The sequence below is a fragment of the Halorussus limi genome (genome assembly GCF_023238205.1).
Classification (GTDB): Archaea; Halobacteriota; Halobacteria; order Halobacteriales; family Haladaptataceae; genus Halorussus; species Halorussus limi.
In genome coordinates this window covers 913,418-933,762 of sequence record NZ_CP096659.1, presented here as the reverse complement: position 1 = coordinate 933,762, position 20,345 = coordinate 913,418, and the positions used below count along the sequence as shown (strand labels likewise).

At 68.0% G+C, this 20,345-nt stretch carries 17 protein-coding genes; 9 read left to right on the top strand and 8 right to left on the bottom strand.

Features of this window, described 5'->3' with window-relative positions; genetic code table 11:
• The first annotated feature begins 69 nt into the window (after positions 1-69).
• Positions 70-1,758, top strand: a complete 1,689-nt coding sequence (locus tag M0R89_RS04860; RefSeq protein WP_248651441.1) for an aldehyde ferredoxin oxidoreductase family protein — start codon at positions 70-72, stop codon at positions 1,756-1,758.
• A 103-nt stretch (positions 1,759-1,861) separates the two neighbouring features.
• Here the strand turns inward: M0R89_RS04860 and M0R89_RS04855 are convergent, their stop codons facing one another.
• Positions 1,862-3,859, bottom strand: coding sequence for a PQQ-dependent sugar dehydrogenase (locus M0R89_RS04855; protein WP_248651440.1), 1,998 nt, complete (start codon positions 3,857-3,859; stop codon positions 1,862-1,864).
• A gap of 361 nt (positions 3,860-4,220) precedes the next feature.
• Positions 4,221-5,363, bottom strand: coding sequence for a thiolase family protein (locus M0R89_RS04850; protein WP_248651439.1), 1,143 nt, complete (start codon positions 5,361-5,363; stop codon positions 4,221-4,223).
• A 264-nt stretch (positions 5,364-5,627) separates the two neighbouring features.
• Between M0R89_RS04850 and M0R89_RS04845 the strand changes: the two genes are divergently transcribed.
• Together M0R89_RS04845 and M0R89_RS04840 are read left to right on the top strand one after the other, a co-directional pair.
• Complete coding sequence (locus tag M0R89_RS04845; RefSeq protein WP_248651438.1) at positions 5,628-7,433, top strand: flippase activity-associated protein Agl23; 1,806 nt, start codon at positions 5,628-5,630, stop codon at positions 7,431-7,433.
• A 133-nt stretch (positions 7,434-7,566) separates the two neighbouring features.
• Positions 7,567-8,958 (top strand): ATP-binding protein, encoded by a 1,392-nt coding sequence (locus tag M0R89_RS04840; protein WP_248651437.1) that lies wholly within the window; start codon positions 7,567-7,569, stop codon positions 8,956-8,958.
• Between the two features lie 25 nt (positions 8,959-8,983).
• On the opposite strand, the gene M0R89_RS04835 is transcribed toward M0R89_RS04840, so the two are convergent.
• Positions 8,984-9,283, bottom strand: a complete 300-nt coding sequence (locus M0R89_RS04835; RefSeq protein WP_248651436.1) for a hypothetical protein — start codon at positions 9,281-9,283, stop codon at positions 8,984-8,986.
• 99 nt (positions 9,284-9,382) lie between these two features.
• Between M0R89_RS04835 and M0R89_RS04830 the strand changes: the two genes are divergently transcribed.
• Both M0R89_RS04830 and M0R89_RS04825 read left to right on the top strand, forming a co-directional pair.
• Positions 9,383-10,207, top strand: a complete 825-nt coding sequence (locus M0R89_RS04830; RefSeq protein ID WP_248651435.1) for an MBL fold metallo-hydrolase — start codon at positions 9,383-9,385, stop codon at positions 10,205-10,207.
• Between the two features lie 133 nt (positions 10,208-10,340).
• On the top strand, positions 10,341-10,718 hold the full coding sequence (locus M0R89_RS04825) for a hypothetical protein (RefSeq protein ID WP_248651434.1): 378 nt from the start codon (positions 10,341-10,343) through the stop codon (positions 10,716-10,718).
• 97 nt (positions 10,719-10,815) lie between these two features.
• On the opposite strand, the gene M0R89_RS04820 is transcribed toward M0R89_RS04825, so the two are convergent.
• Positions 10,816-12,351, bottom strand: a complete 1,536-nt coding sequence (locus tag M0R89_RS04820) for an arylsulfotransferase family protein (protein WP_248651433.1) — start codon at positions 12,349-12,351, stop codon at positions 10,816-10,818.
• Positions 12,352-12,467: 116 nt separating this feature from the next.
• Between M0R89_RS04820 and M0R89_RS04815 the strand changes: the two genes are divergently transcribed.
• Both M0R89_RS04815 and yqeC read left to right on the top strand, forming a co-directional pair.
• The gene (locus tag M0R89_RS04815; protein WP_248651432.1) at positions 12,468-12,926 is read left to right on the top strand and encodes a DUF6653 family protein; all 459 of its coding nucleotides are present in this window, start codon (positions 12,468-12,470) and stop codon (positions 12,924-12,926) included.
• Complete coding sequence (gene yqeC, locus M0R89_RS04810) at positions 12,923-13,696, top strand: selenium cofactor biosynthesis protein YqeC (RefSeq protein WP_248651431.1); 774 nt, start codon at positions 12,923-12,925, stop codon at positions 13,694-13,696. Before M0R89_RS04815 ends, yqeC begins: the two co-directional genes overlap by 4 nt.
• 39 nt (positions 13,697-13,735) lie before the next feature.
• On the opposite strand, the gene M0R89_RS04805 is transcribed toward yqeC, so the two are convergent.
• Positions 13,736-14,353 (bottom strand): molybdenum cofactor guanylyltransferase, encoded by a 618-nt coding sequence (locus tag M0R89_RS04805; RefSeq protein WP_248651430.1) that lies wholly within the window; start codon positions 14,351-14,353, stop codon positions 13,736-13,738.
• A 222-nt stretch (positions 14,354-14,575) separates the two neighbouring features.
• On the opposite strand from M0R89_RS04805, the gene M0R89_RS04800 reads away from it, so the two are divergent.
• Entirely contained in the window at positions 14,576-16,018 is a 1,443-nt protein-coding gene (locus tag M0R89_RS04800) for an ABC transporter substrate-binding protein (RefSeq protein ID WP_248651429.1), read from the top strand.
• Positions 16,019-16,202: 184 nt separating this feature from the next.
• On the opposite strand, the gene M0R89_RS04795 is transcribed toward M0R89_RS04800, so the two are convergent.
• Entirely contained in the window at positions 16,203-16,847 is a 645-nt protein-coding gene (locus M0R89_RS04795) for a universal stress protein (RefSeq protein WP_248651428.1), read from the bottom strand.
• Positions 16,848-16,954: 107 nt separating this feature from the next.
• Here M0R89_RS04795 and M0R89_RS04790 point away from each other — a divergent pair, with 107 nt between their 5' ends.
• Entirely contained in the window at positions 16,955-18,949 is a 1,995-nt protein-coding gene (locus M0R89_RS04790) for an aldehyde ferredoxin oxidoreductase family protein (RefSeq protein ID WP_248651427.1), read from the top strand.
• 3 nt (positions 18,950-18,952) lie between these two features.
• On the opposite strand, the gene M0R89_RS04785 is transcribed toward M0R89_RS04790, so the two are convergent.
• Positions 18,953-19,915: a DUF5787 family protein gene (locus M0R89_RS04785; RefSeq protein WP_248651426.1), complete on the bottom strand. Its 963-nt coding sequence runs from the start codon at positions 19,913-19,915 to the stop codon at positions 18,953-18,955.
• A gap of 78 nt (positions 19,916-19,993) precedes the next feature.
• Positions 19,994-20,296, bottom strand: coding sequence for a hypothetical protein (locus M0R89_RS04780; RefSeq protein ID WP_248651425.1), 303 nt, complete (start codon positions 20,294-20,296; stop codon positions 19,994-19,996).
• Positions 20,297-20,345: the final 49 nt, after the last annotated feature.

The following is a 20,345-nucleotide window of genomic DNA, read 5'->3' as shown; positions in this document are numbered from 1 at the left end:
CCGCCGACCGCACCGACCCCCACTGTCGGGTGACACAATTTTATTAGCTGAAAACAGAAATCATCGACCATGAAACACGCGAAAGGACCGCTTCTGACCATCGACGTAGGCGAACGCGAGACCCGCACCGAGGAGATAGACGACGTGCTGGAATCGTTCGTCGGCGGCCGCGGCGTCGCCACGAAACTGGCCCACGACCGGGTTCCGTTCGACGCCGACCCCTTCGGCCCGGAAAACAGCCTGTTCTTCACGACCGGACCGATGCAGATGTCGAACATGAGTTTCACCGGCCGGACGAACCTGACGGGAGTCTCCCCGCTCACCGGCGGCCTGCTGTCGTCGAACGCGGGCGGGTTCATGTCCCGGCACGTCGCCGACACCGGCTTCGGCGCGGTCGAGATTGCGGGCGAGAGCGAGGAACTCCTCGTCGTCCACGTCACGGACGACGGCGTCGAGTTCGAGGAGGCGCCCGACCTCGAAGGTGCGACGGTGCCCGAGACCTGCGCGTACGTCGAGGACGAGCGCGGACTCGACTCCGAGCACGTCGCCTGCATCGGCCCGGCGGGCGAGAACCGGGTCCGGTTCGCCTCCGTGATGACCACCGAGGAGCGCGCCTTCGGTCGGGGCGGACTCGGCGCGGTGCTCGGCGCGAAGAACGTCAAGGCCGTCACCTTCGCGGGCGACTCCCGGCCGGACGTCGAGATTCCGGCCGACCAGATGGAGATTCACCGCGAGGCGGCCACGGCCGACCACATCATGAAGGAACAGGGGACCGTCGCGGTGATGGACCTCGCCAACGAGATGGACGGTCTCCCCTCCTACTACTTCTCCGAGCAGTCGTTCGAGGGCGCAGAGGGCATCAACGGCGCCGCAGTCGCCGAGAAGAAGTACAAGAAGGGCACCTGTTCGGCCTGCGCGTTCGCCTGCAAGCTTCCCACCAGAGACGAGGCGGCGGGCGTCGAGACAGAGGGACCGGAGTTCGAGACGGCGATGGCGTTCGGGTCGAACGCCGGCATCGACGACATCGTGGACGTGATGAAGTCCAACGAACTGTGCGACCGCTACGGTCTCGACGCCATCTCCTGTGGCAACACCGTCTCGGCGTACCTCGCCAGCGAGGACGAGTTCGGCGACGAGGACCTCGTCCTCGACCTGGTCGAGAAAATCGCCCACCGAGAAGGCGTCGGCGACCTGCTCGCGGAGGGCATCGACCGCGCCCACGAGCAACTGGGCGTCGAGAACTGGACCGTCAAGGGCATGGACTTCGCCGCCCACGAGGGCCGGGTCCTCCACGGGCAGGGGCTGAGCTACGCCGTCGCCAACCGCGGGGCCGACCACATGTACGCGACCTTCTACTCGGTCGAGTACCCCCTCGTCGGCAAGGAGGAGGCGATGGAACCGACCGGCTTCGAGGGCAAGCCTCAGCGACTGGTCGAGCGCGAGAACCTGATGGCGCTCAACGACGCCGGCATCGTCTGCAAGTTCTCCCGGGACTTCATGAGTCCCGACCGCTACGAGACGCTATTCGACGCCGACTTCGAGGACCTGCTCGAGATAGGGGGCCGCGTCGTGGAACTCGAACGCCACTTCAACAATCAGCGGGGGGTCGCTCGGGACGCCGACCGCCTCCCCTACGACCTGCCGAACTTCGAGTCGGCGCTCGACGAGTACTACGAGGTCCGGGGCTGGAACGACGACGGGACGGTGCCCCAGAGTCGGATTTCTGGCGGTTCGGACGCGGCGAGCGCGGACGACTAACTGTCTGATTCCCTCTCAATCATTTTCCATTCTCTAAAATAGGTATAGTTACCCAGACTCGGGCCCAGAGAACGAGCGGCGAACGGGCGAGCGGACCGTCGCTTCAGCGGTCCTGCGCGGCCGTCGTCGTCTCGTCCGTATCGACAGTGGTCGTCTCGGCACCGGGCGTCTCGGTTCCGGCAGGGTCCTTCCCGACGGTCGTGGTCCCTTCTGCTCCGTCCGTCGTCTCGCCGTCCGCCTGCGTGGTCTGCCCGCCGTCGCCCTGTCCGGGCGGCACCAACTTCAGCACCGCGCCGGTGTCGCCCTCCGGGACGCCGCGCTTGTTCACGAGGACGTAGATTTCGCCGTCCGCGCCCCGACCGAACATGCGGACGAACCAGTCGAATCCGCCAGTTATCTGGAGTTCGCGCATCTCCCAGAGTTCGTCGCGCGGGACGACCTGCGGGCCTTGGGGCGGAACGTCGTCCTCGCCACCACCGGCCGTGGTCGTCACGTCGCCCGGCGTGCCGGTCTCGGCCGGGGCCTTCTCGACGTTCTCGGTCTCGGCCGGTTCCACCGTCGGCGTGCCGGTCTCGTTGGCGGTCGTGGTCGTCTCGTCTTGAAGCGCACCCTCCTGTGTGGTCGTCTGTTCGCCCGCCGCGGTGGTCTCGCCCGCCGCGGTCGTCTGGTTGCCCGGCGCAGTCGTCTGGTTGCCTGCCGCGGTCGTCTGCTCACCCGCCGCAGTCGTCTGCGTCCCGCCGCCCTGTCCGAAGCTCTCCGGCGGGTCGGCGGTCAGAATCCGGCCGGCGGGTTCCTCCCGCGTCGGGTCTTCGGTCCAGATGCCGTAGACGTACTTGCCCTGCATGCCGGAGATGGTCGACTGCTCGTAGCGGTGGCCGCCGATGATGGTGATGCCGACCCATCCGCCCCCGTACTCGTGGGGGAACTCGACGATGGGGTCCCGAAGCGGCGCGCCGCCGTACGGCTGGTCGGGCGCGTTCGAGGGGCAGTCCGTGATGGCCTCCGGACTGCTGGGTTGCTCCGTGCTGAAGCAGTGGGTACCCTCCTTGATGTTCCACCCGTAGTTGCCGCCCTTCTCGACCACGTCGGCCTCCTCCCAGAGGTTCTGGCCGGCGTCCGCGACGAACAAGTTCCCGTCGCTGTCGAACGAGATGCCGAACGGGTTGCGGAACCCGTAGGCCCATATCTCGTCTCGCCCCGGCGCCTCGCCCGCGAAGGGGTTGTCCTCCGGGATTCCGTACGGCGTGTCCTCGCCTTCGCTGTCCACGTCGATGCGGAGAACGTCGCCCAGCAGGTTGTGGACGATGTCCTGTCCGTTGCCGCCCGTGTTGCGGTCGTACCAGTCGGGGACGTGGCCGTACATGTTGTCGTTCGCGCCTCCGCCGTCGCCCATCGGAACGTAGAGGTAGCCGTCCGGTCCGAACGCCATCGGTCCGGAGTCGTGGTTGTACTGGGGCGACGGGATACGGAGCAGTTGGCGCTCGGAGTCGGGGTCGCCGGATGAGAAGTCCTCGGTCGCCTGAAACTCCGAGACGACCTCGATGTGGTCCCAGTTGATGGTCCGCAACTCGTCGGTGGGCGGCGCGCTGTAGTGGAGGTAGAACTTCCGGTTCTCCTGGAAGTTCGGGTGGAAGTCGATGCCGAGCAGTCCGCGCTCGTCGTAGTTCTGCTGAGCGTCGGCGTACAGGCCGTAGAACCGGCCCAGTTCGACCATCCGGTCGGTGACGTCCATGAACGGTTCGTCCCGGAGGCCGTTCTCCGTGATGACGTACACCTGTCCGGTCTGGTCCGTGACGTACTGGCGCTGGTTCTGCCCCTGCGCGACCGCGAAGTCGGTCGGCGCGGTCAGGTCGCCGTTCGCGACCATCTGGGTCCCGACTTCGGTTCCCTGCTCGAAGAAGCCCTCCTGTCCGCCCTGCTGCGTCGTCGTCTCCTGTCCGGCCGCCGCGTCCCCGCCGTCCCGTCCGGCCGCGAGTCCGCCCAGTCCGACTACGGACCCGGCGGCGACCCCCTGCAGTACTGTTCGGCGCGAGGTGTTCGCTCGGTTCTGTTCGTCCGTTCGGTTCGCGTCGTCGATTCGGTTCTCGTCGTTATCGCTCATGGGTAACCCCTCGAATCGGGTCGGGACCCATCGGGATAAGGGAACGCGATAGTTCGCCCTCGCGGGAGCGGCTTTCCCGCGAGTAGTGGGAATTACTACGGCGAGGGTCGAGTGGAACGCGAGCGTTCGCAGGGTATCCCCGAGCTATAGCGTGAAAAAGGGGATATTTCTGGGGTAAAGTCAGCCGCCGCCGTCCCCGTGTTCGGCGCCTCCGCCGCCGCAACGCGAAAGATGTTCTACACTTCTCGAGTCGGTGGCGAACGGTGGGCGGCGCGAACGTCCCGAAGTCCGAGCGGGCAACGTCCGCGAGGACGGGAGCGACCGAACGCGAGAAAACGCCGAGGAAACGACCGCGGTCGGACTACTTCCGCTCGAACGTAATCGCCGCACCCTGACCGAATCCGACGCAGAGCGTCGCCAGACCCTTGTCGGCGTCGCGCTTCTGCATCTCGTGAATCAGCGTCACGGGCAGGCGAGCGCCCGAGGCCCCCAGCGGGTGGCCGAGCGCGATTGCGCCGCCGTTGACGTTGAACTTCTCGGGGTCGACGCCGAGTTCGTCGCGGGAGTAGACCGTCTGACTGGCGAACGCCTCGTTGAGTTCCACGAGGTCGAACTCCTCGATGGACTGGCCGGTGCGCTCCAACAGGCCGCGGGTCGCCGGGACCGGCCCGATGCCCATCACGGTGGGGTCCACGCCCGCGACGTTGTTGTCGCCGACGTGGGCCAAGATTTCGAGGTCGTGTTCCTCGGCGAACGCCTCGCTCGTGACGAGCGTCGCGGACGCGCCGTCCGAAATCTGGGAGGCGTTGCCGGGCGTGACCGTCCCGTCGGCCTTGAACACCGTCGGGAGTTCCGAGAGCGTCTCCAAGTCGGTGTCGGGTCGGATGCCCTCGTCTTCCTCCACGAGGCCCTCGTCGGTCTCGATGGGGACGATTTCGTCGTCGAACCGCCCCGATTCGGACGCCTCGGCCGCCCGCTGCTGGCTCTGGAGCGCGTACTCGTCCTGCATCTCGCGGGTGATGCCGTACTCCTCGGCGACCTTCTCGGCGGTCATCCCCATCGAGAGTTCGCCGACGTTGTACATATCGGCGATTCCGGGGTGGACGTTCCCGTAGCCCTGACTCATCGGCACGCGACTCATGTTCTCGACGCCGCCCGCGATGATGGCCCGTCGCTGGCCCGCCCGGATGGCGTCGCTCGCGCTGATGATGGCCTGCATCGAGGAGGCGCACCAGCGGTTGATGGTCGTGGCGGGCACGCTCTCGCCCAACTCCGAGAGGAGGGCGATGACCCGCGCGACGTTGTTGTCCTGTTCCTCGCGCTGCTGGGCACAGCCCCACATCAGGTCGTCGATGTGTTCGCCTTCGAGACCCGTCTCGTCGAGGATGGTGTCGATGAGCGGCACCGAGAGGTCTTCGCTCCGGGTGTCGGCGAAGACGCCGTCCTCTTTACCCTGCGGCGTTCGGACCGCCTTGGCGATGACTGGGGTGGTGTCGTCTCCCATACCTCCGTATGGGTTCTCTATGGTCTTAAATGACAGTAGAACTCGGCCCCCGTGGCGCGGAGTTTCCGGACGACCTCCTGTCGGGCCGACCGCGCGAGGGCGTCGTGGGCGTCGAGGGCGACGCGAACCGCGGCCGTCCGCGAAGCCGTCCGCCGAACGCATCGGTCCAGAAACTATTTGTCCGAACCCGCGGCTATAACTGTGCAATGACTTCCTCCGCTCGCGTCGCTCGCAGACCGACTGCCCCCCACCGACCGCCGAGCCATGGCATCGCAAACTGAAACCTCCGAAAGCTCCGTCTCGACCGCGGACGCCCGCGAGACGCTGACGGACTACGCCGCTCGAACCCAACTCGTCGTGGCCGCGATAGCCGTCGTCGCCCTCCTCGCGCGCTTCGTGGAACTCGGGGCCCGGGTCGCCCATCAGGACGAGGCGCGGGTCGCCTACTGGGCCTACCGCTTCATGGAGACCGGGGTCTACGAGTACCGACCCATCGTCCACGGCCCGTTCCTGACCATCGTGGACGGCTACCTCTTCGGTCTGTTCGGGGCCTCGGACTTCACGATGCGCTTCGTCGTCGCCCTCGTCGGGGGTCTGCTCCCCCTCGCGGCGCTCCTGTTCCGCCAGCGACTGCGCGACTCCGAGACGGTCGCGCTGGCGCTCCTGCTGGCGTTCAACCCCGTCCTGCTCTACTACTCGCGGTTCTACCGCAACGACCTGCTGCTGGCGGGGTTCATGCTGGTCGCGTTCGGCTTCTTCGTCCGGGCGTACGACCACCGGCGGCCCGCCGCCCTCTACGCCGGAACCGCCGTGTTCGCGCTGGCGTTCACGACCAAGGAGAACGCGCTGGTGTACCCGGTCTGTTGGCTCGGAGCCACGGCCCTGCTCTGGGACCACCGCCTCTTCGTCGAGCGCGCCGGCGAGCGCGGCCTGCTCTCGGCCGTCGCGGACCGACTCCGCGTGACTGGGCGCGGCCTCGCGCGTTGGTGGCCCCACCTCACGCTCGCCGTCTTCGAGCTCTTCGCAATCGTCGTGTTCTTCTACGCGCCGCGCAACACCGACCGCATCCCCGGCGTTGACGTGCCGGGCCTCTACGAGGCGCTCGCCAATCCGGTCCTGCTCCCGGCGGTTATCGAACACGCGACCCTCGGGTCGTGGAACGACTTCGTCGGCCAGTGGGGCGGCGGCAATCAGGAGTCGTACCTCTCGGCGCTGAAGTCGCTCTGGCCCGTGCTGGAGTCGGGCGCTATCGTCCTGCTCGTGCTCGCGGTCCTCGGGTTCGTCGTGGACCGCTACGTCGGCGAGCGCCCGAGCGACGTGGTGTCGTTCGCGGCCTACTGGGGCTTCGCCAGCGTGCTGGGCTACCCCGTCATCGTGGACAACCCCTTCCCGTGGGAGGTCATCCACATGATAGTCCCGCTCGCGATTCCGGCCGCGGTGGGGCTGGCGCTCGTCGCCCGACTCGGCGTCGAGAGCGTGACCGACGGCGACGCGGTTTCCGCGACGGCGGCCGCGCTGGTCGTCCTGCTGGTCGTCGCGCAGGTCGGCGCGACGGCGGTCGGCACCTCGTACCTCGACGCCCAGAGCGAGGACAACGAACTCGTCCAGTACGCCCAGTCGTCGAGCGAGATGAAACCGGTCCTCCGCCAGATTCGCGACGCCGCGAAGGGCAACGAGGGGGTGGACGTGATGTACTACGGCGACGACCCCGACTTCGACGGCGACAACTTCTACGCGCCGGACCCTTCGACCCACGACACGCCGCCCGCGGGCGACGGCTGGTTCGCCCGCCTGCCGTTCGCGTGGTACATGGAGATGTACGGCGCACAGACCGACAGCGTGAACCAAGCCGAACTCGTCCAAGAGGAGTTGCAGGACGGCCAGAAGCCGCCCGTCGTCATCGCGCTCGGCCAGACCGACTCCTGTTCGGACGACTACGACAACGCCGGTGACATCGACCAGTACATGGACGGCTACGAGCGCCACGAGGTCCAGCGGTACCTCCACGACAGCGGTTGCGTCATCAGCACGACGGTCATCTACGTGAACGAGAACGCGACGCAGGGCTGACCTCCTCGGACGGCGCTCGGTTCGCGACCGCTGACTCGCGACCATCTTCCTGCGACCACCTGCCCGCCGACCGCCGCCGACTGGGCGAAGCCTTCGACGCGCTTAAGCACCTTTGGCGTCAAAACTCCGGGGAATGAGCGACGCGGCACTGGACGTCGTCGAGTTTCTGCTCACCGCGAGCCTCTACAACGACAATCGAGAGTTAGACGAGAACGACCTTCCCCCGCGCTACCGACAGGTGTTCTGGCCCGACGGCACCGCCGACGACGGCCCGGACCGACCGGGGAGCGACGACTCGCCGCTGGGTATCGAGCGCCCGATTCGGGCGACCATCGACACCGCGCGGCGAGCCACCGGCGTCGAGAACCCGTGGAGCGCCATCTCGGGGCTGATGTTCAGCGACCGCGACGAGTTCTCCGGGTCGCTCGAACTCACCCAGCAGGAGATGGCCGAGGAGTGGTTCCTCGACCGCGGCGAGGAGCGGGTCCTCCACAACCCGGTGCTGGCCCACGCCTTCGCCGACGAGGTGGCCGAGGCCGACTACGAGGCGGCCCGGGAGGCCAACCGGCCCGTACAGGCCGACCGCGCGTGGATAGACGGCCTGCTCGCCCAGTACTTCGCCGACGAGGAGGAAGAGGAGATGCTCGACCTCGTGGACATCCGAGCGCCCGAGGAGATAGAGACCACGCTGGACGACCTCGTGTTGACCGAGGACCAGGAGTCCGAGATTCACAAGATAGTGAAGGCCATCGAACATCGGGAGTACCTCGCCCAAATCGGCCTGCGCGAAATCGGGAAACTCCTGTTCGTCGGACCGCCGGGGACCGGCAAGACCTCGACCGCTCGGGCGCTGGCCTACGACCTCGACCTCCCGTTCGTGGAGGTCAAACTCTCGATGATAACGAGCCAGTACCTCGGCGAGACCGCCAAGAACGTCGAGAAGGTGTTCGAGGTGGCGAAACGGCTCTCGCCGTGTATCCTGTTCATGGACGAGTTCGACTTCGTGGCCAAGACCCGCGCGAGCGACGAACACGCCGCCATCAAGCGCGCGGTCAACACCCTCCTGAAGTCCATCGACAACATCAGCCTGATTCAGGACGACGTGCTGCTCATCGGCGCGACCAACCACCCCGACCAACTCGACGCCGCGGCGTGGCGGCGCTTCGACGAAATCGTCAACTTCCCGAAACCCGACCAGGGGATGCGCTCGGACATCCTGCGACTCATCACCCGGCCGATGGACATCGTGGACTTCGACCCCGACGAGTTGGCCGAGGAGACCGAGGGCCTGACCGGCAGCGACCTCCGGATGGTCCTGCGCGAGGCGGTGCTGGACGCCCTGACAGAGGAGCGGACCGCGCTCACGCAGGAGGACTTCGTGGACGCGATAAAGGACTTCGAGGAGCGGGACAACCTCAAGGACCTCGACATGATAGAGGGCGACCACGACGCGCTGGTGGCCGGGGGCGACATCTCCGGGTCCGGCGGCGCGAGCGCCGACGGCGGCCACAGCCACGACCACTGAGCGGTTCCCGCGAGTTCTCGACCGCTTACGGTCCCGCCCCCGAGTTGTCCGGCGTCTCGTCCAACAGCGATTCGGCGCGCTCTCGGAGCGAATCCGACAGGCTCTCGCCCTCCGTGAGGTCTTCGAGCACCGATTTACACTGCGGATGGGCCAGTCCCGTCAGCGCCCGCTCTCGGTACTGCTTGGCGATGTCGTCCGACCGGGCGAGGTCGGCCAGCATGCCGCACTCGTTGGCGGTTTCGAGTTGGTGGATGGCTTCCTCGCGGGCCTCGTCGTCGCTCGACTCGTCCATCGCGGTCTGAAAGCTCTGCTCTGGCGTACTCATGCGAACATCGGTCGTTCGTCCTCCACCGTGATGGAACTGCGGGCCGGGCGGCGCGTCCGTCCCCGGAAGCTTTGTACCCCAAGCGACTACCTCCGGCAAATGCAGGTCACGCTGCTCGGAACCGGCGACACGACCGGCACGCCCACGCCGGACTGCGACTGCGACACCTGCGAGGAGGCCCGCAGTCGCGGCGTCGAGCGCTCGCGGTTCTCGGTCCACGTCCGCAACGAGCGCACCGGCGAGGCGCTCCTGATAGACGCCAGCCCCGACTTCCGCCACCAGTTTCTGACTCACGAAGTCGGCCTGCCCGACGAGGCAGTCATCTCCCACATTCACTTCGACCACCTCGACGGACTCGGCAACGCCTACCGCCTGTTCGACGACCTGCCGGTCCACGCCGCCAGCGAGGTAGACCCCCTGACCGGCGAGAGCGTCGCCGGGACCGTCCGCTCGAAGTACGACTACCTCGACCGGGTGACGGTCCGCGACCACGCGCCGCTCGAACCCTTCGAGACCTGCGGGTTCGAGGTGACGCTGGTCCCGGTCGAACACCCGCCGCTGCTCTGCTACGGCGTCGCCGTCGAGGACCCCGAGACCGGCGCGAAACTCTCGCTGACCGGCGACACAAACTACGACGTGCCCGAGGTCAGCCGCGAGGTTCTGGCCGACGCCGACCTCCTGCTCGCGGACGGTATCGTCCCCGCACACCTCTGTGAACACCACCCGCTCGGCGGCGACCACCACGACGAGGAGGGCGTCCCCCGCACGTTCGGCACCAAGCACATGACCCGGGAGGGCGCGCTGGCGCTGGCCGACGAACTCGACGCCGCGGAGACGCGACTGGTCCACCTCGCTCACTACTACCCCGTCGAGGAGGCCTTCGAGGAACCGCTGGCCGTGGACGGCGAGCAGTACGAGCTTTGAGAGCGGAAAGACAGTCCCGTCGAAATCCGTCGAGAACGACAGTAGTCGCATCGACTAATTCGCGGTACGAACCTCTCGTGAACCTGTTTTCAATATGAACGGGATTTATTATCTACTTAGACTGTTTCGGAGTATGGAAACGACGCGTACCGTCCGCATCGTTGGGAGCAGTATTCTACTCCTCAGTGTCTTGAGCGTTGCCGGACTGGGTGTGGTGTCAGGGATATTCGACTCGGAACGATGCTGTGAAAAGCCGAGCGCAAACGTCGAATACAATCAGTCCGTGGACGGCAGCAGTCACCGACTCACTATCAACCTCACAGAACTCAGCGATGCGTCCCACGTTTCGGTCCACGAATCGTACGCTGAGGGACATGGTCAGTACGCTTCGCTGGACGAAGTCGGAGACTCGGTAACTGTTCGCGTTCTCCAACCGGGCGAGATACTCATCCTCGAAGTACATACGGAGTGTGACACCAGTCGAGTCGTGGACGTCTACGAGGTAAAATAGCGAACAGGCTCTGCTTTGAACACGCTCTGTATTGATTAGTAACCCACTCTATCTGTCTGTCGCGGAGGACTTCACGGAGGTCAGAAAGACGACTTCGCTACCGACTCCGACGAGTCCCGACGCCGAGCGCGACGAACGCGGTGAACAGGCCCGCGAGCGCCGCGAGCGGGCCGAACCCGGGGACTCCGGTCGAAGCGGTGTCGCTCGTCGCGTCACCCTCGCCGGTCGTCGCGTCGCTTCCGTTGTTGGCGGACTCGCCGTCGCCGCTCGTCGTTTCCTCTCCGCTCCCCGGCGCGTCGCTTCCGTCGCTCTCGCTCGACTCGTCGTCCATCGCGCCCTCCGTCGTCTCTCCGGCGTCGCTCGCGTTCGACGGCGTCCGACCGTCGGCGAGACCGCTGACGTTCCGGAGAACCCGGTGGCACTGCCGCAACTCGGTCCGGTTCCGGTCGGTGTCGCCGCGGAGTTGGTAGGTGCCGGTCGCGTTCAGGTCGGTCATGGTCGGGCCGCCGTGTTCGCCCGCCGGGATGCGGGCCGCGTCGTAGACCAGCCACGGGGCGTAGAACTCCCAGACGACCGTTCCGTTCGGCGTCACTTCCAGCACGCGGTGGTTGCTGGAGTCGGTGACGAGGGTGTTGCCGCTCGGGAGTCGGTCGGCGTCGCGGGGCCAGTTCAGGTCGCCCTTCAGCGTCCACGTCCGGGTCCATCCGCTCCCGTTCGTCAGGTCGCCGTCCGGATTCGCGTACTCCACGATGCGGTCGTTCTCGCTGTCGCCGACGAGGAGCGCGGGCGTTCCGTTCTCGCTTTCGAGGTAGTCGGGGTTGTGCTGCTCGGCGAGAATGCCTTTCTTCCCGTCCTCGCCGAGTTTCATGACGATTTCGTTCGTCGAGCGGTTCACGACGATGGCTTGGTCGAAGTTCCGCGGCGACGCGAGGTAGAGACCGTCGCCGATCTTGTCAACGTCGTTGACGTGGGTCCAGTCGTCGGTGTAGTTCTCCTCCAGATTCCGGCGGTCGTAGTGGTCGTCGAAGCGCCACTCCCACTCTATCTGCTCGGTCGTGCGGTTGTAGACGAAGATGCGGTCGTCGTTGCGCCCGGCGGTAGCGTTGTAGTTGCGCATGTTCGCCAGCAGAATCTCGCTGCCGTTGTTGATGAGGTCGGCGTCGTGGGTGTCGCCGAGGTCGAAAGTTTTCGACCAGACCTGCTCTTGGGTCTCGGGGTCGAACTCGTAGACGAGCGTCGTGTGGTTCTGCAGGGTGGCGGTGACGAAGAGGTTCCCGTTGTCCATCGGGTCCACGTCGTAGCCCCAGACGACGCCGTACTTCTCGGCGCTCTGGTGGACCCACCGTATCTCGCCGCTCGGCCCGACCCCGACGAGTTTCGCCGGGCGCTTGCCGCCGTTCTTCCCGAACTGGAAGCCCTGCACGCTGATGACGGTCGTTCCGTTCGCGGGCGAGGCCATCGTCCCCACGCAGGGGTTCGGAGCCTCGTCCGTCGCGTTCTGGGCGCTCGCGGCCGCCGGAACGCCGGCGCTCGGACCGGTGGCGCTCGGGCCTGCCACGACGGGCGCTACCATCGAGAGGCTACACAGCACGGCTAACGCGGCGGCGAGTGTCCGCCGAGAGGTCGTTTGCATGGATTCTGGTATCGTCGTTGGTCGGTTTACCGCTACTGGTTAGGGTGCGATTACTCGGACGGAGCTGTTCCCTCTCCGACGTGAATGCTTTGTGGCTTCCCGTGGTACGCCGCGGTATGTTCTCCGTCCTCCGCCGACGCCTCGCCGACGCCGACTTCTGGGAGCGCCACGAGAACCCCGCGAGCGGGTGGTCGCGCGTGCCGACCGGACCGCTACTGCTGTACGCCGTCTACGCTCGCAACTGGAGACTGCTCGGTGCGACGGCGGCGTTCGTCGCGCTCAACCCCGTCCTCTTTCCGGAACCCGGTCCGGAGGCCGACGCGAGTTGGATGACCCGCGGCGTCCGCGGCGAGCGGTTGTGGGTGCAGGGGGCCGACGCGGGCCGGGCGGGCCTCCTGAACGCCGTCAACGTGCCGGTGTTCCTCTGGGCGGTGTACGCGGCGGTCCGGCGGCGGCCCGCCCAGACCGCGGTGTTCACGGCGCTGACGATGGCGCTGAAACTCGCGTTCGTCGACCGGATGGCGAAACTGTACGACCGGGAGGCGGGCCGGGAGACGCCCGCGGCAGAACGATGACCCCGCCTGACCTCCCGGCCGCTCTCGACGCCGAGACCGGCCTGACCTGCGTCGTCGGCGCGGGCGGCAAGAAGACGACGCTCTACGCGCTGGCGGACCGACTCCGCGAGCGAGGCCCGGCCGACCCCCGGAGTCGGCCGGTCGTGACCGCGACGGTCCGCATCCCCGTCTTCGACGCGTCGGTCGCCGAAGTCGTCGTCACCGAGGACCCCGTGGCCGCGCTCCGCGAGGCAGACGCTCCCGACCGCTTTCCCCTCGGACTCGTGCCGGAACGCGAGCGCGACGACCGCTACCGGGGCTACGACCCCGAGACGGTAACCGAGATTGCGGACGCCCACGACGGGCCGGTCCTCGTGAAGGCCGACGGCGCGCGGACGCGGTGGCTCAAGGCACCGAACGAGCGCGAACCTCAAATTCCCGCGACGGCGGACACCGTGCTTCCGATAGCCAGCGCCCGCGTCGTCGGCGAGTCGCTCGCGGAGGAACGCGTCCACCGGCCCGAGCGCGTGGCCGCCGTCGCGGGCCGCGAGGTCGGCGACGAGATTCGCCCCGCGGACGTGGCGGCCGTCCTCGCCGGCGAGGCGGGCGGCCTGAAGGGCGTCCCCGAGGGCGCGACCGCGATTCCGGTCGTGAACATGGTCGACTCGCCCGAGTTGGAGGCGACCGCGCGCGAAATCGCCGACGGAGTCCTCGACCGCGCTCCCGACGTTCCCCGCGTCGTCCTGACGCGCATGGTCGCCGACGACCCGGTGGTCGCCGTGGTGGAGTGAGGAGCGCGTTCCCGTGTTCTCGGACCGGCCGGCGACCGCTCACTCCCGCAGACGCCTCTCGGCGTCCTCGAACTCCTCGCGGGTGTTGACGTTCGCGAAACTCGCCGCGTCGAACTGCGCCAACTCCTCGCCCTCCACGACCACGTAGTCCAACTCGAACAGCGGTTCGACGATTCGGCGCTCCCCGGCCGCCAGCGCGGCGTCGCAGGCGTCGGCCATCGCCGTCGCCCGGTAGACCGCGTGGGTGGTCTCGAACCACTCGGTCGGCCGCGGCACCGCGGCGTCCGTCCCCCGGGCGCGCTCGAACAGGTGCGCCACGAGGTCCGGGTCCAGAAACGGCATGTCGCAGGCCGCGACGAACCCGTACGCCGCGTCGGTCGCCTCGACTTCGCGGAGTCCGGTCCGAATCCCGGCCATCGGTCCCTCGTCGGGGTCGGGGTCGGTTGCGAACCGCACGGGTCGGTCGTACCCCGAGAGCGCGTCGGCGACGGCCTCGCGCTGGTCGGCCCGGCAGTTGACCACCAGCACGTCCACGACGGGCGCGAGTCGGTCGGCGACTCGGCGAATCATCGGCACGCCGGCGAGGTCGGCGACCGCCTTGTCGCCCTCGCCGAACCGGGTCGAGCGACCGCCCGCGAGGACGACTCCGGCGGGCATGCCGCAGGGTTCGGTTGCCAGCGTGAAATACTCCGGGGCGTCGCTCGCGCAGGTCGAAGCGCAGTCACCGACCGCGGGCGGTACTCCTCCGATACGAGGCCAGAATCCCCGGTACGGATCGGGGTTCGCCAACGATTCACTAAAAAGATTCCGCTCCGCCGAGGAATAAACCGCAAGCGTCGTTATGGATGGCCTCTCAAATCAATTGGGGGTAGTTACCAAATGACAAAACGGGCGGACGGCACCGACAGCCAGACCGGCGATAGACCAGTCAATCGGAGGGACTTCCTGAAAGCCGCCGGGGCGGGTACTGCGGCCACCAGTTTACCCGGGTACGTCGGGTTCCAGGGGAAACCGACGCTCGAAATCTGGCTGTCGTACTACACCGAGGGCGAGACGAAACGGGCGTACACCGACAAGATAGTCAACCAGTTCGAGAGCCAGACCGGCATCGGAATCAACATCACGGGGGTTCCGTACACGGACATCGTCACCAAGTTCCGGTCGGCGCGGGCCGCCGGCAACGTTCCGCACCTCGTCGAGGTAATGACCCGGCCCGGCATCCTCGCTGGCGATGCGGGGCTAATCGTCAACGACCTCTGGCAGAGTTCCGAACTCGCCGACAAGACCGCCGAGAAGATCATGAAGGGTCACAAGGTGTGGGGCGCCCAGTCGACGGGAAAGAAAGGTAACTTGGTGACCTTCCCGCTCGGGTTCAGGCCGTACTTCAGCGCCTGGCGGAAGGACTGGCTCGACCAGGCGAACATCGATCCGAGCGAGGTCAACTACAAGGCCGGAAGCCTCCACTGGCAGAACGACATCAAACCGATTTACGAGCGCCTCAACCAGACGCAGTTGGGTCAGCAGCAGGGGTTCTACCCGGACACGACCGGAATGAAACAGAGCGACGAGGAGTACCTCTCGCTGTACATCCCCCAGCACGGCGGGTCGCTCTCCGGCGTCGTCAACGTGAAAGGCACCGAGGCCACCATCGACAGTCAGGCGGCCCGGAACGCAATCAAGATGCAGTTCGAGTTCATCGACGAGGGGCTGTTCCACGAGAACTCCATCAACCACGGCGACGAGGAGTCCACGACGCTCCACTGGTCGGGGAAGACCGCGGTCAACCACTTGCAGGACTCGACCGACCTGTGGGGTGACTACCTCGAAGAACAACCCAAAGCCATGAAGAACGGCGATTACACGTGGGGGCTGCCGATGAACGCCGGCACCAAGGCGGCACTGGCGTGGCTGCCGTCGCTCGGATTCATCGCCGACGGATTCAGCAACCAACAGGAGAAAGACGCCGCGGTCAGGTTCCTCGAGTGGTGGATAGGTGACGACCAGCGTGCGGTCCAGAACTCGAAGAAGTTGGGGTTCGTTCCGGTCACGCCCCAGACGATTCAAGAGGAGGACTTCTTCGGGCAGACCCAGGCCCACACGGAGTTCTGGCGCGGTGCGTGTCTCGGGACGCTCAAGGAGTTCCAGCCCGCGGTGATTCCGGCGGTGCCGGGCGCGAGCGCGGTGACCTACGACATCCCGCGCAAGATGCACCAGCGCATCTCGCAGATGCTGCGGCGCGGCACGGGACTGGACGAGGCCGTCAACGAAGCGACGACGCAGGCCGCGAAGGAGATCAACCAAGTCCTCGAGGAGAACCGGTAGGAAAACGGCAGTCCGCTGACTGTCGCTATCCGGCCTCGGCATATTTCGGCCTCCGATCGTCCGTTGCACCCCTGCCAGAGCCACTGGCTTTCGACTGAGTCGGACGTTCCAGAACGTCGCGTGGACCGCCGACGGACCGACGAGGCCGCACGTCGCAACGTATCACCGACTCGCTCGGACCGACTCACTCGCTCCGAATTCGGGCGAGCCGCGCCTCGCCGGAGGCCGAGTCGATGTGGACGTTGAAGGTGTCGCCGTCGGCCGTCTCGACGCGGACTATCCAGGTGTTGCTCTCGCGGTACGGGTCCTCGGGCACGTCGGCGATGTCGTGGCCCTCGTCCGCGAGGACCTGCTTTGCGCGTTCGATCGCGGTCTCGTCGTCGCGGACCGCCCGGCGCTGGCGCGCGAGGTTGACAGTCAGCACCGGCACGTCGCTGGTCCGGACGACCTGCTCGGTCACGCTCCCGAGGACGTAACGGTCCACGCCCGACCGGCCGTGAGTCCCCATCACGACCATGTCAACGTCCTCGTCGGCGGCGTACTCCACGATGGTCGTCGCGGGCGTCCCCTCCCGGATGGCGGTGACGACTTCGACGCCGCGGTTCGCGCCCGCGTCGGCGATGTGCTGAGTCGCCTCCTCGCCCTCCTCGCGGCGCGCGTCCCGGGTCTCCTGCCTGCCGGACTCGGACGGTTGGTAATCCAGCGCTCGCTCGTCCACGACGTAGAGCGCGTGGACCGTGGCGTCCGCGAGTTCGGCGACGTTCATGGCCTGCGTGACCACCGGGTGCTGCTCGCTGCCGTCGGTCGGGACCAGAATCCGGTCGTACATGCGTGACTCTACTGGACTGAGACGGAAATATCTCCCCGTCGTCGCCCTCGGTTCCCGAGTCTCTCGCACCCGAACTGTTACCACGAGTCGCGGCGTAACTGACTTCGATGGGTGGAGGGAACGAACCGCGGGGAGAGCGGTCGGACGACGCGTTCGGGGGCGACGCGCCGGGCGACGAATCCGAGAGCGACGCGTCGGGCGACACCGCCGCCGGGGACGCCCCGCCGGAACACCTGCTCAGAGTAAACCTGACCGCGGGGCGCGTCGAGACCGAACCGATTCCCGAGCGGTGGCGACGGCGCTACCTCGGCGGGAAGGGACTGGCGGCCCGGTACCTCTACGACGAACTCGCGCCCGGCACCGACCCGCTCGGCCCCGAGAACGTCCTGCTGTTCGCGCTCGGCCCGCTCTCGGGATTCACGCCCGGCGAACAGCGCTACGCCGCGGTCACGAAGTCGCCGCTGACCGGCACGTTCCTCGACTCCTACGCCGGCGGCGACTTCCCGGCGGCGCTGGCGGGCGCGCTCCGGGGCGGCGAGTCGCGCGCGCCCGACGGCCGCGACCCCAGCCGCTGTCTCGCGGTCCTCGTCGAGGGCGCGGCCGACGAACCGACCGTCCTCCGAATCGCGGCCGACGGCGCGACGCTCGAACCCGCGGGGGACCTCTGGGGCGCGGACGCGGCCGAGACCTGCGCGGCGTTCGACGCGCCGGTCGCCTGCGTCGGTCCCGCGGGCGAGCGCGGGGTCCGGTACGCCACTATCGCCTCCGACGGCGGCGACCATCAGGCGGGCCGGGGCGGCGCGGGCGCGGTGATGGGGTCGAAGAACCTCAAGGCGGTCGTCGCCGGGAGCGACCCGCCCGAACCGCCCGACGCGCTCGCGGACCTCCGCGAGGCGTACGAGGCCCGGTTCGCCGACGGCGAGACCGGCCGGTGGCAGGCCGCCAGCGAGACCGTCGAGACGGTGGACTTCGCCGACGAGGTGGGCGTCCTCCCGACCCGCGGGTGGTCGTCGGGCGCGTTCGAGGGCGCGAGCGCGGTCGGCATCGAGGCGGTCCGCCGGGCCGCGGTCGCCCGCGAGCGCGAGGGGCCGATTCCCGGCGGCTTCCGCGTGGAGACCGAGTCGGAGACGGTAACGGACGCGAACGCGAGCGCGGAGACAGCGGACGCGAATACGAGTGCGGAGGCGGCGAACACGAGCGCGGAGACGGGCGACGGCGAGACCGTCCCGCGGGGTGCGACCGCCATCTCGCTCGGGTCCGGTCTCGGCATCGCGGACTTCGACGCCGTCGCGGCGCTCGGCGGGGCCTGCGACCGACTCGGCATCGACGTTATCAGCGCGGGCAACGCCGTCGCGTGGGCCGTCCGGGCGAGCGAGGAGGGCGTCCTCGACCGTGACCTCGCGTTCGGCGACGAGGCGGCGGCCCGCGACCTGCTGGGGGAAATCGCCCGCCGGGACACCGAGTTGGGCGACCTGCTCGCGCGCGGCGTGGACGCCGCGGCCGACCGCTACGGGGGCGACGACTTCGTGCCGACCGTGAAGGCGATGGAACTCCCGACCTACGACCCGCGGGGCGCGACCGGGATGGCGCTGGCCTACGCGACCAGCGACCGGGGCGCCTGCCACCGCCGCGCCCGCCCGGTGGTCGAGGAGGTGTTCGCCACCGAGTCGTGGAGCGACGAGCGCCGGGCCGAGACCGTCGTCGCCGAACAGGACGCCCGGTCGCTGCTCTGGAGTCTCGTCGTGGACGACTTCGCGGGCGAGACCTTCGAGGACTTGGGCGCGACGTGGCTCTCGGCGGTCGGTCTCGACCGCTCGCCCGCCGACCTCCGGACCGCTGGCGAGCGCATCTGGACGCTGACGCGCCTGTTCAACGTCCGGGAGGGGTTCGACCGGGCCGACGACGAACTCCCCGCGAAGCTGACCGAACCCCTCGAAGGCGGCCCGAACGAGGGGGAAGCTATCGATTCGGTCGAGTTCGAGGCACTGCTGTCGGCGTACTACGACCGGCGCGGGTGGGACGAGCGGGGTCGGCCGACCCGGGGCCTGCTGGAGCGTCTCGACCTGCTGGACGCGGTGGACGACGAGACGCCGGTGGGGTGAGGCTCACCCGAACCTGTCGAGTCCCGCCTGTCGCCTCACTTTGCCCTCGGGTTCCGCGACCCACGGCGTCCGACCGTCGCGCGCCTCGTCGGCGTCCGCGTCGGGAGCGTCCGCGGGGTCGTGGCCCGGACAGTCGGGCCCGCAGCGGGCGGGGTTGACGAGTCTCCCCTTCCAGCCACAGAAGGGCAGGCTCTCGCTCCCCTCGCGGGCGACCGCCTCCGCCTCGGCGCAGGCCGGGAACTCGTCGGGCCGCCACCCCTTGCCGTAGGCGCGCTCGGCCATCCGCCTGCGCTGGCGGGCCTTCTCGTCGGCCGGGACCGTCGCCACGTCGGTCCGGAGCGGACGCTCGTCGAGGAGTTCGACGCCCCACTCGTCGGCGTCCAGCGGGGTCGCCTCCCGGACTACCTCCCGGTCGCCCGACTCGGGGTCGAAGCGCCAGACGCCGACCTCCTCGGGGATGCGGTTGAGGTGTGCGCCGGTCACGTAGCTCTCGGTGGCGAGGACGACTTCGTCGGCGAGCGCGAGGCTCACGTCCTTCCGGAGTTGGAGTCGGAGGTCGCCGGGGTCGCCGAGGTCGGGTTTGTTCTCTATCGCGACCAGTCGTCCGAACCACTCGTCGGGGTAGCGCGCGACCCGCCTGACGCCGCCGCCGACCGCGCGCTCGAAGAAGCCGATTTCGACCGCACGCTCGGCGGTTTTTCGGGCGCGCTCGGGCCGGGCGTCGATGGCCGCCGCGGGGTCGCGCGCTCGCCCGACGCCCACGCCGCTCTCGATGGCGGCGTCGGGAATCCTCGCGGGCGTCAGCGCGGCCCGCGCGTCCATCTCCGGACCGGGTTCGACGCACACCACGTCGAGGACGCGGTTCGACGGCGCGCGGACGCCGCCGCCTATCTGCCGGGCGACGACGGCCTCCTCGTTGGCTTCGAGGTGCGCGCACAGCGCCAACTCGAAGGGGTACTCTCGCACGGCCCTGACTCGGGGCGGCGGGGAGAAAAAGGCTCGCTCGCCGCGTCCGCGCTCTGGGCCTCGGGGTCTCCTTCGCCGCTAGTCGTGGGCGGGAATCGGCTCTCGTTCGCGCTCGTCGCTCGCGTCCGCTTCGTCTTCGCTCTCGGTCAATTCCTCGCTCGCGGTCGGTTCCTCGCTCGTCGCGTCGACGCTCGGCGTCTCGGGTTCGCGTTCCACCGCCGGGCTGTCGGGAGATTCCGCCTCGCTATCGGCGGAGACGAGCGCGACGAGTCGCCGCTTGGCGCGCGCGGCCAACCCCGGAGGGTCCTCGCGCTCGGTCTCACCGGCTGATTCGCTGGCTCTGCTGGACGTACGTGACCGCTCGCCGCGTCTGTGACACATGCTAACTCCCCACTCGAATCTCCGACCGCCATCGAGTTACGAGTTTTCG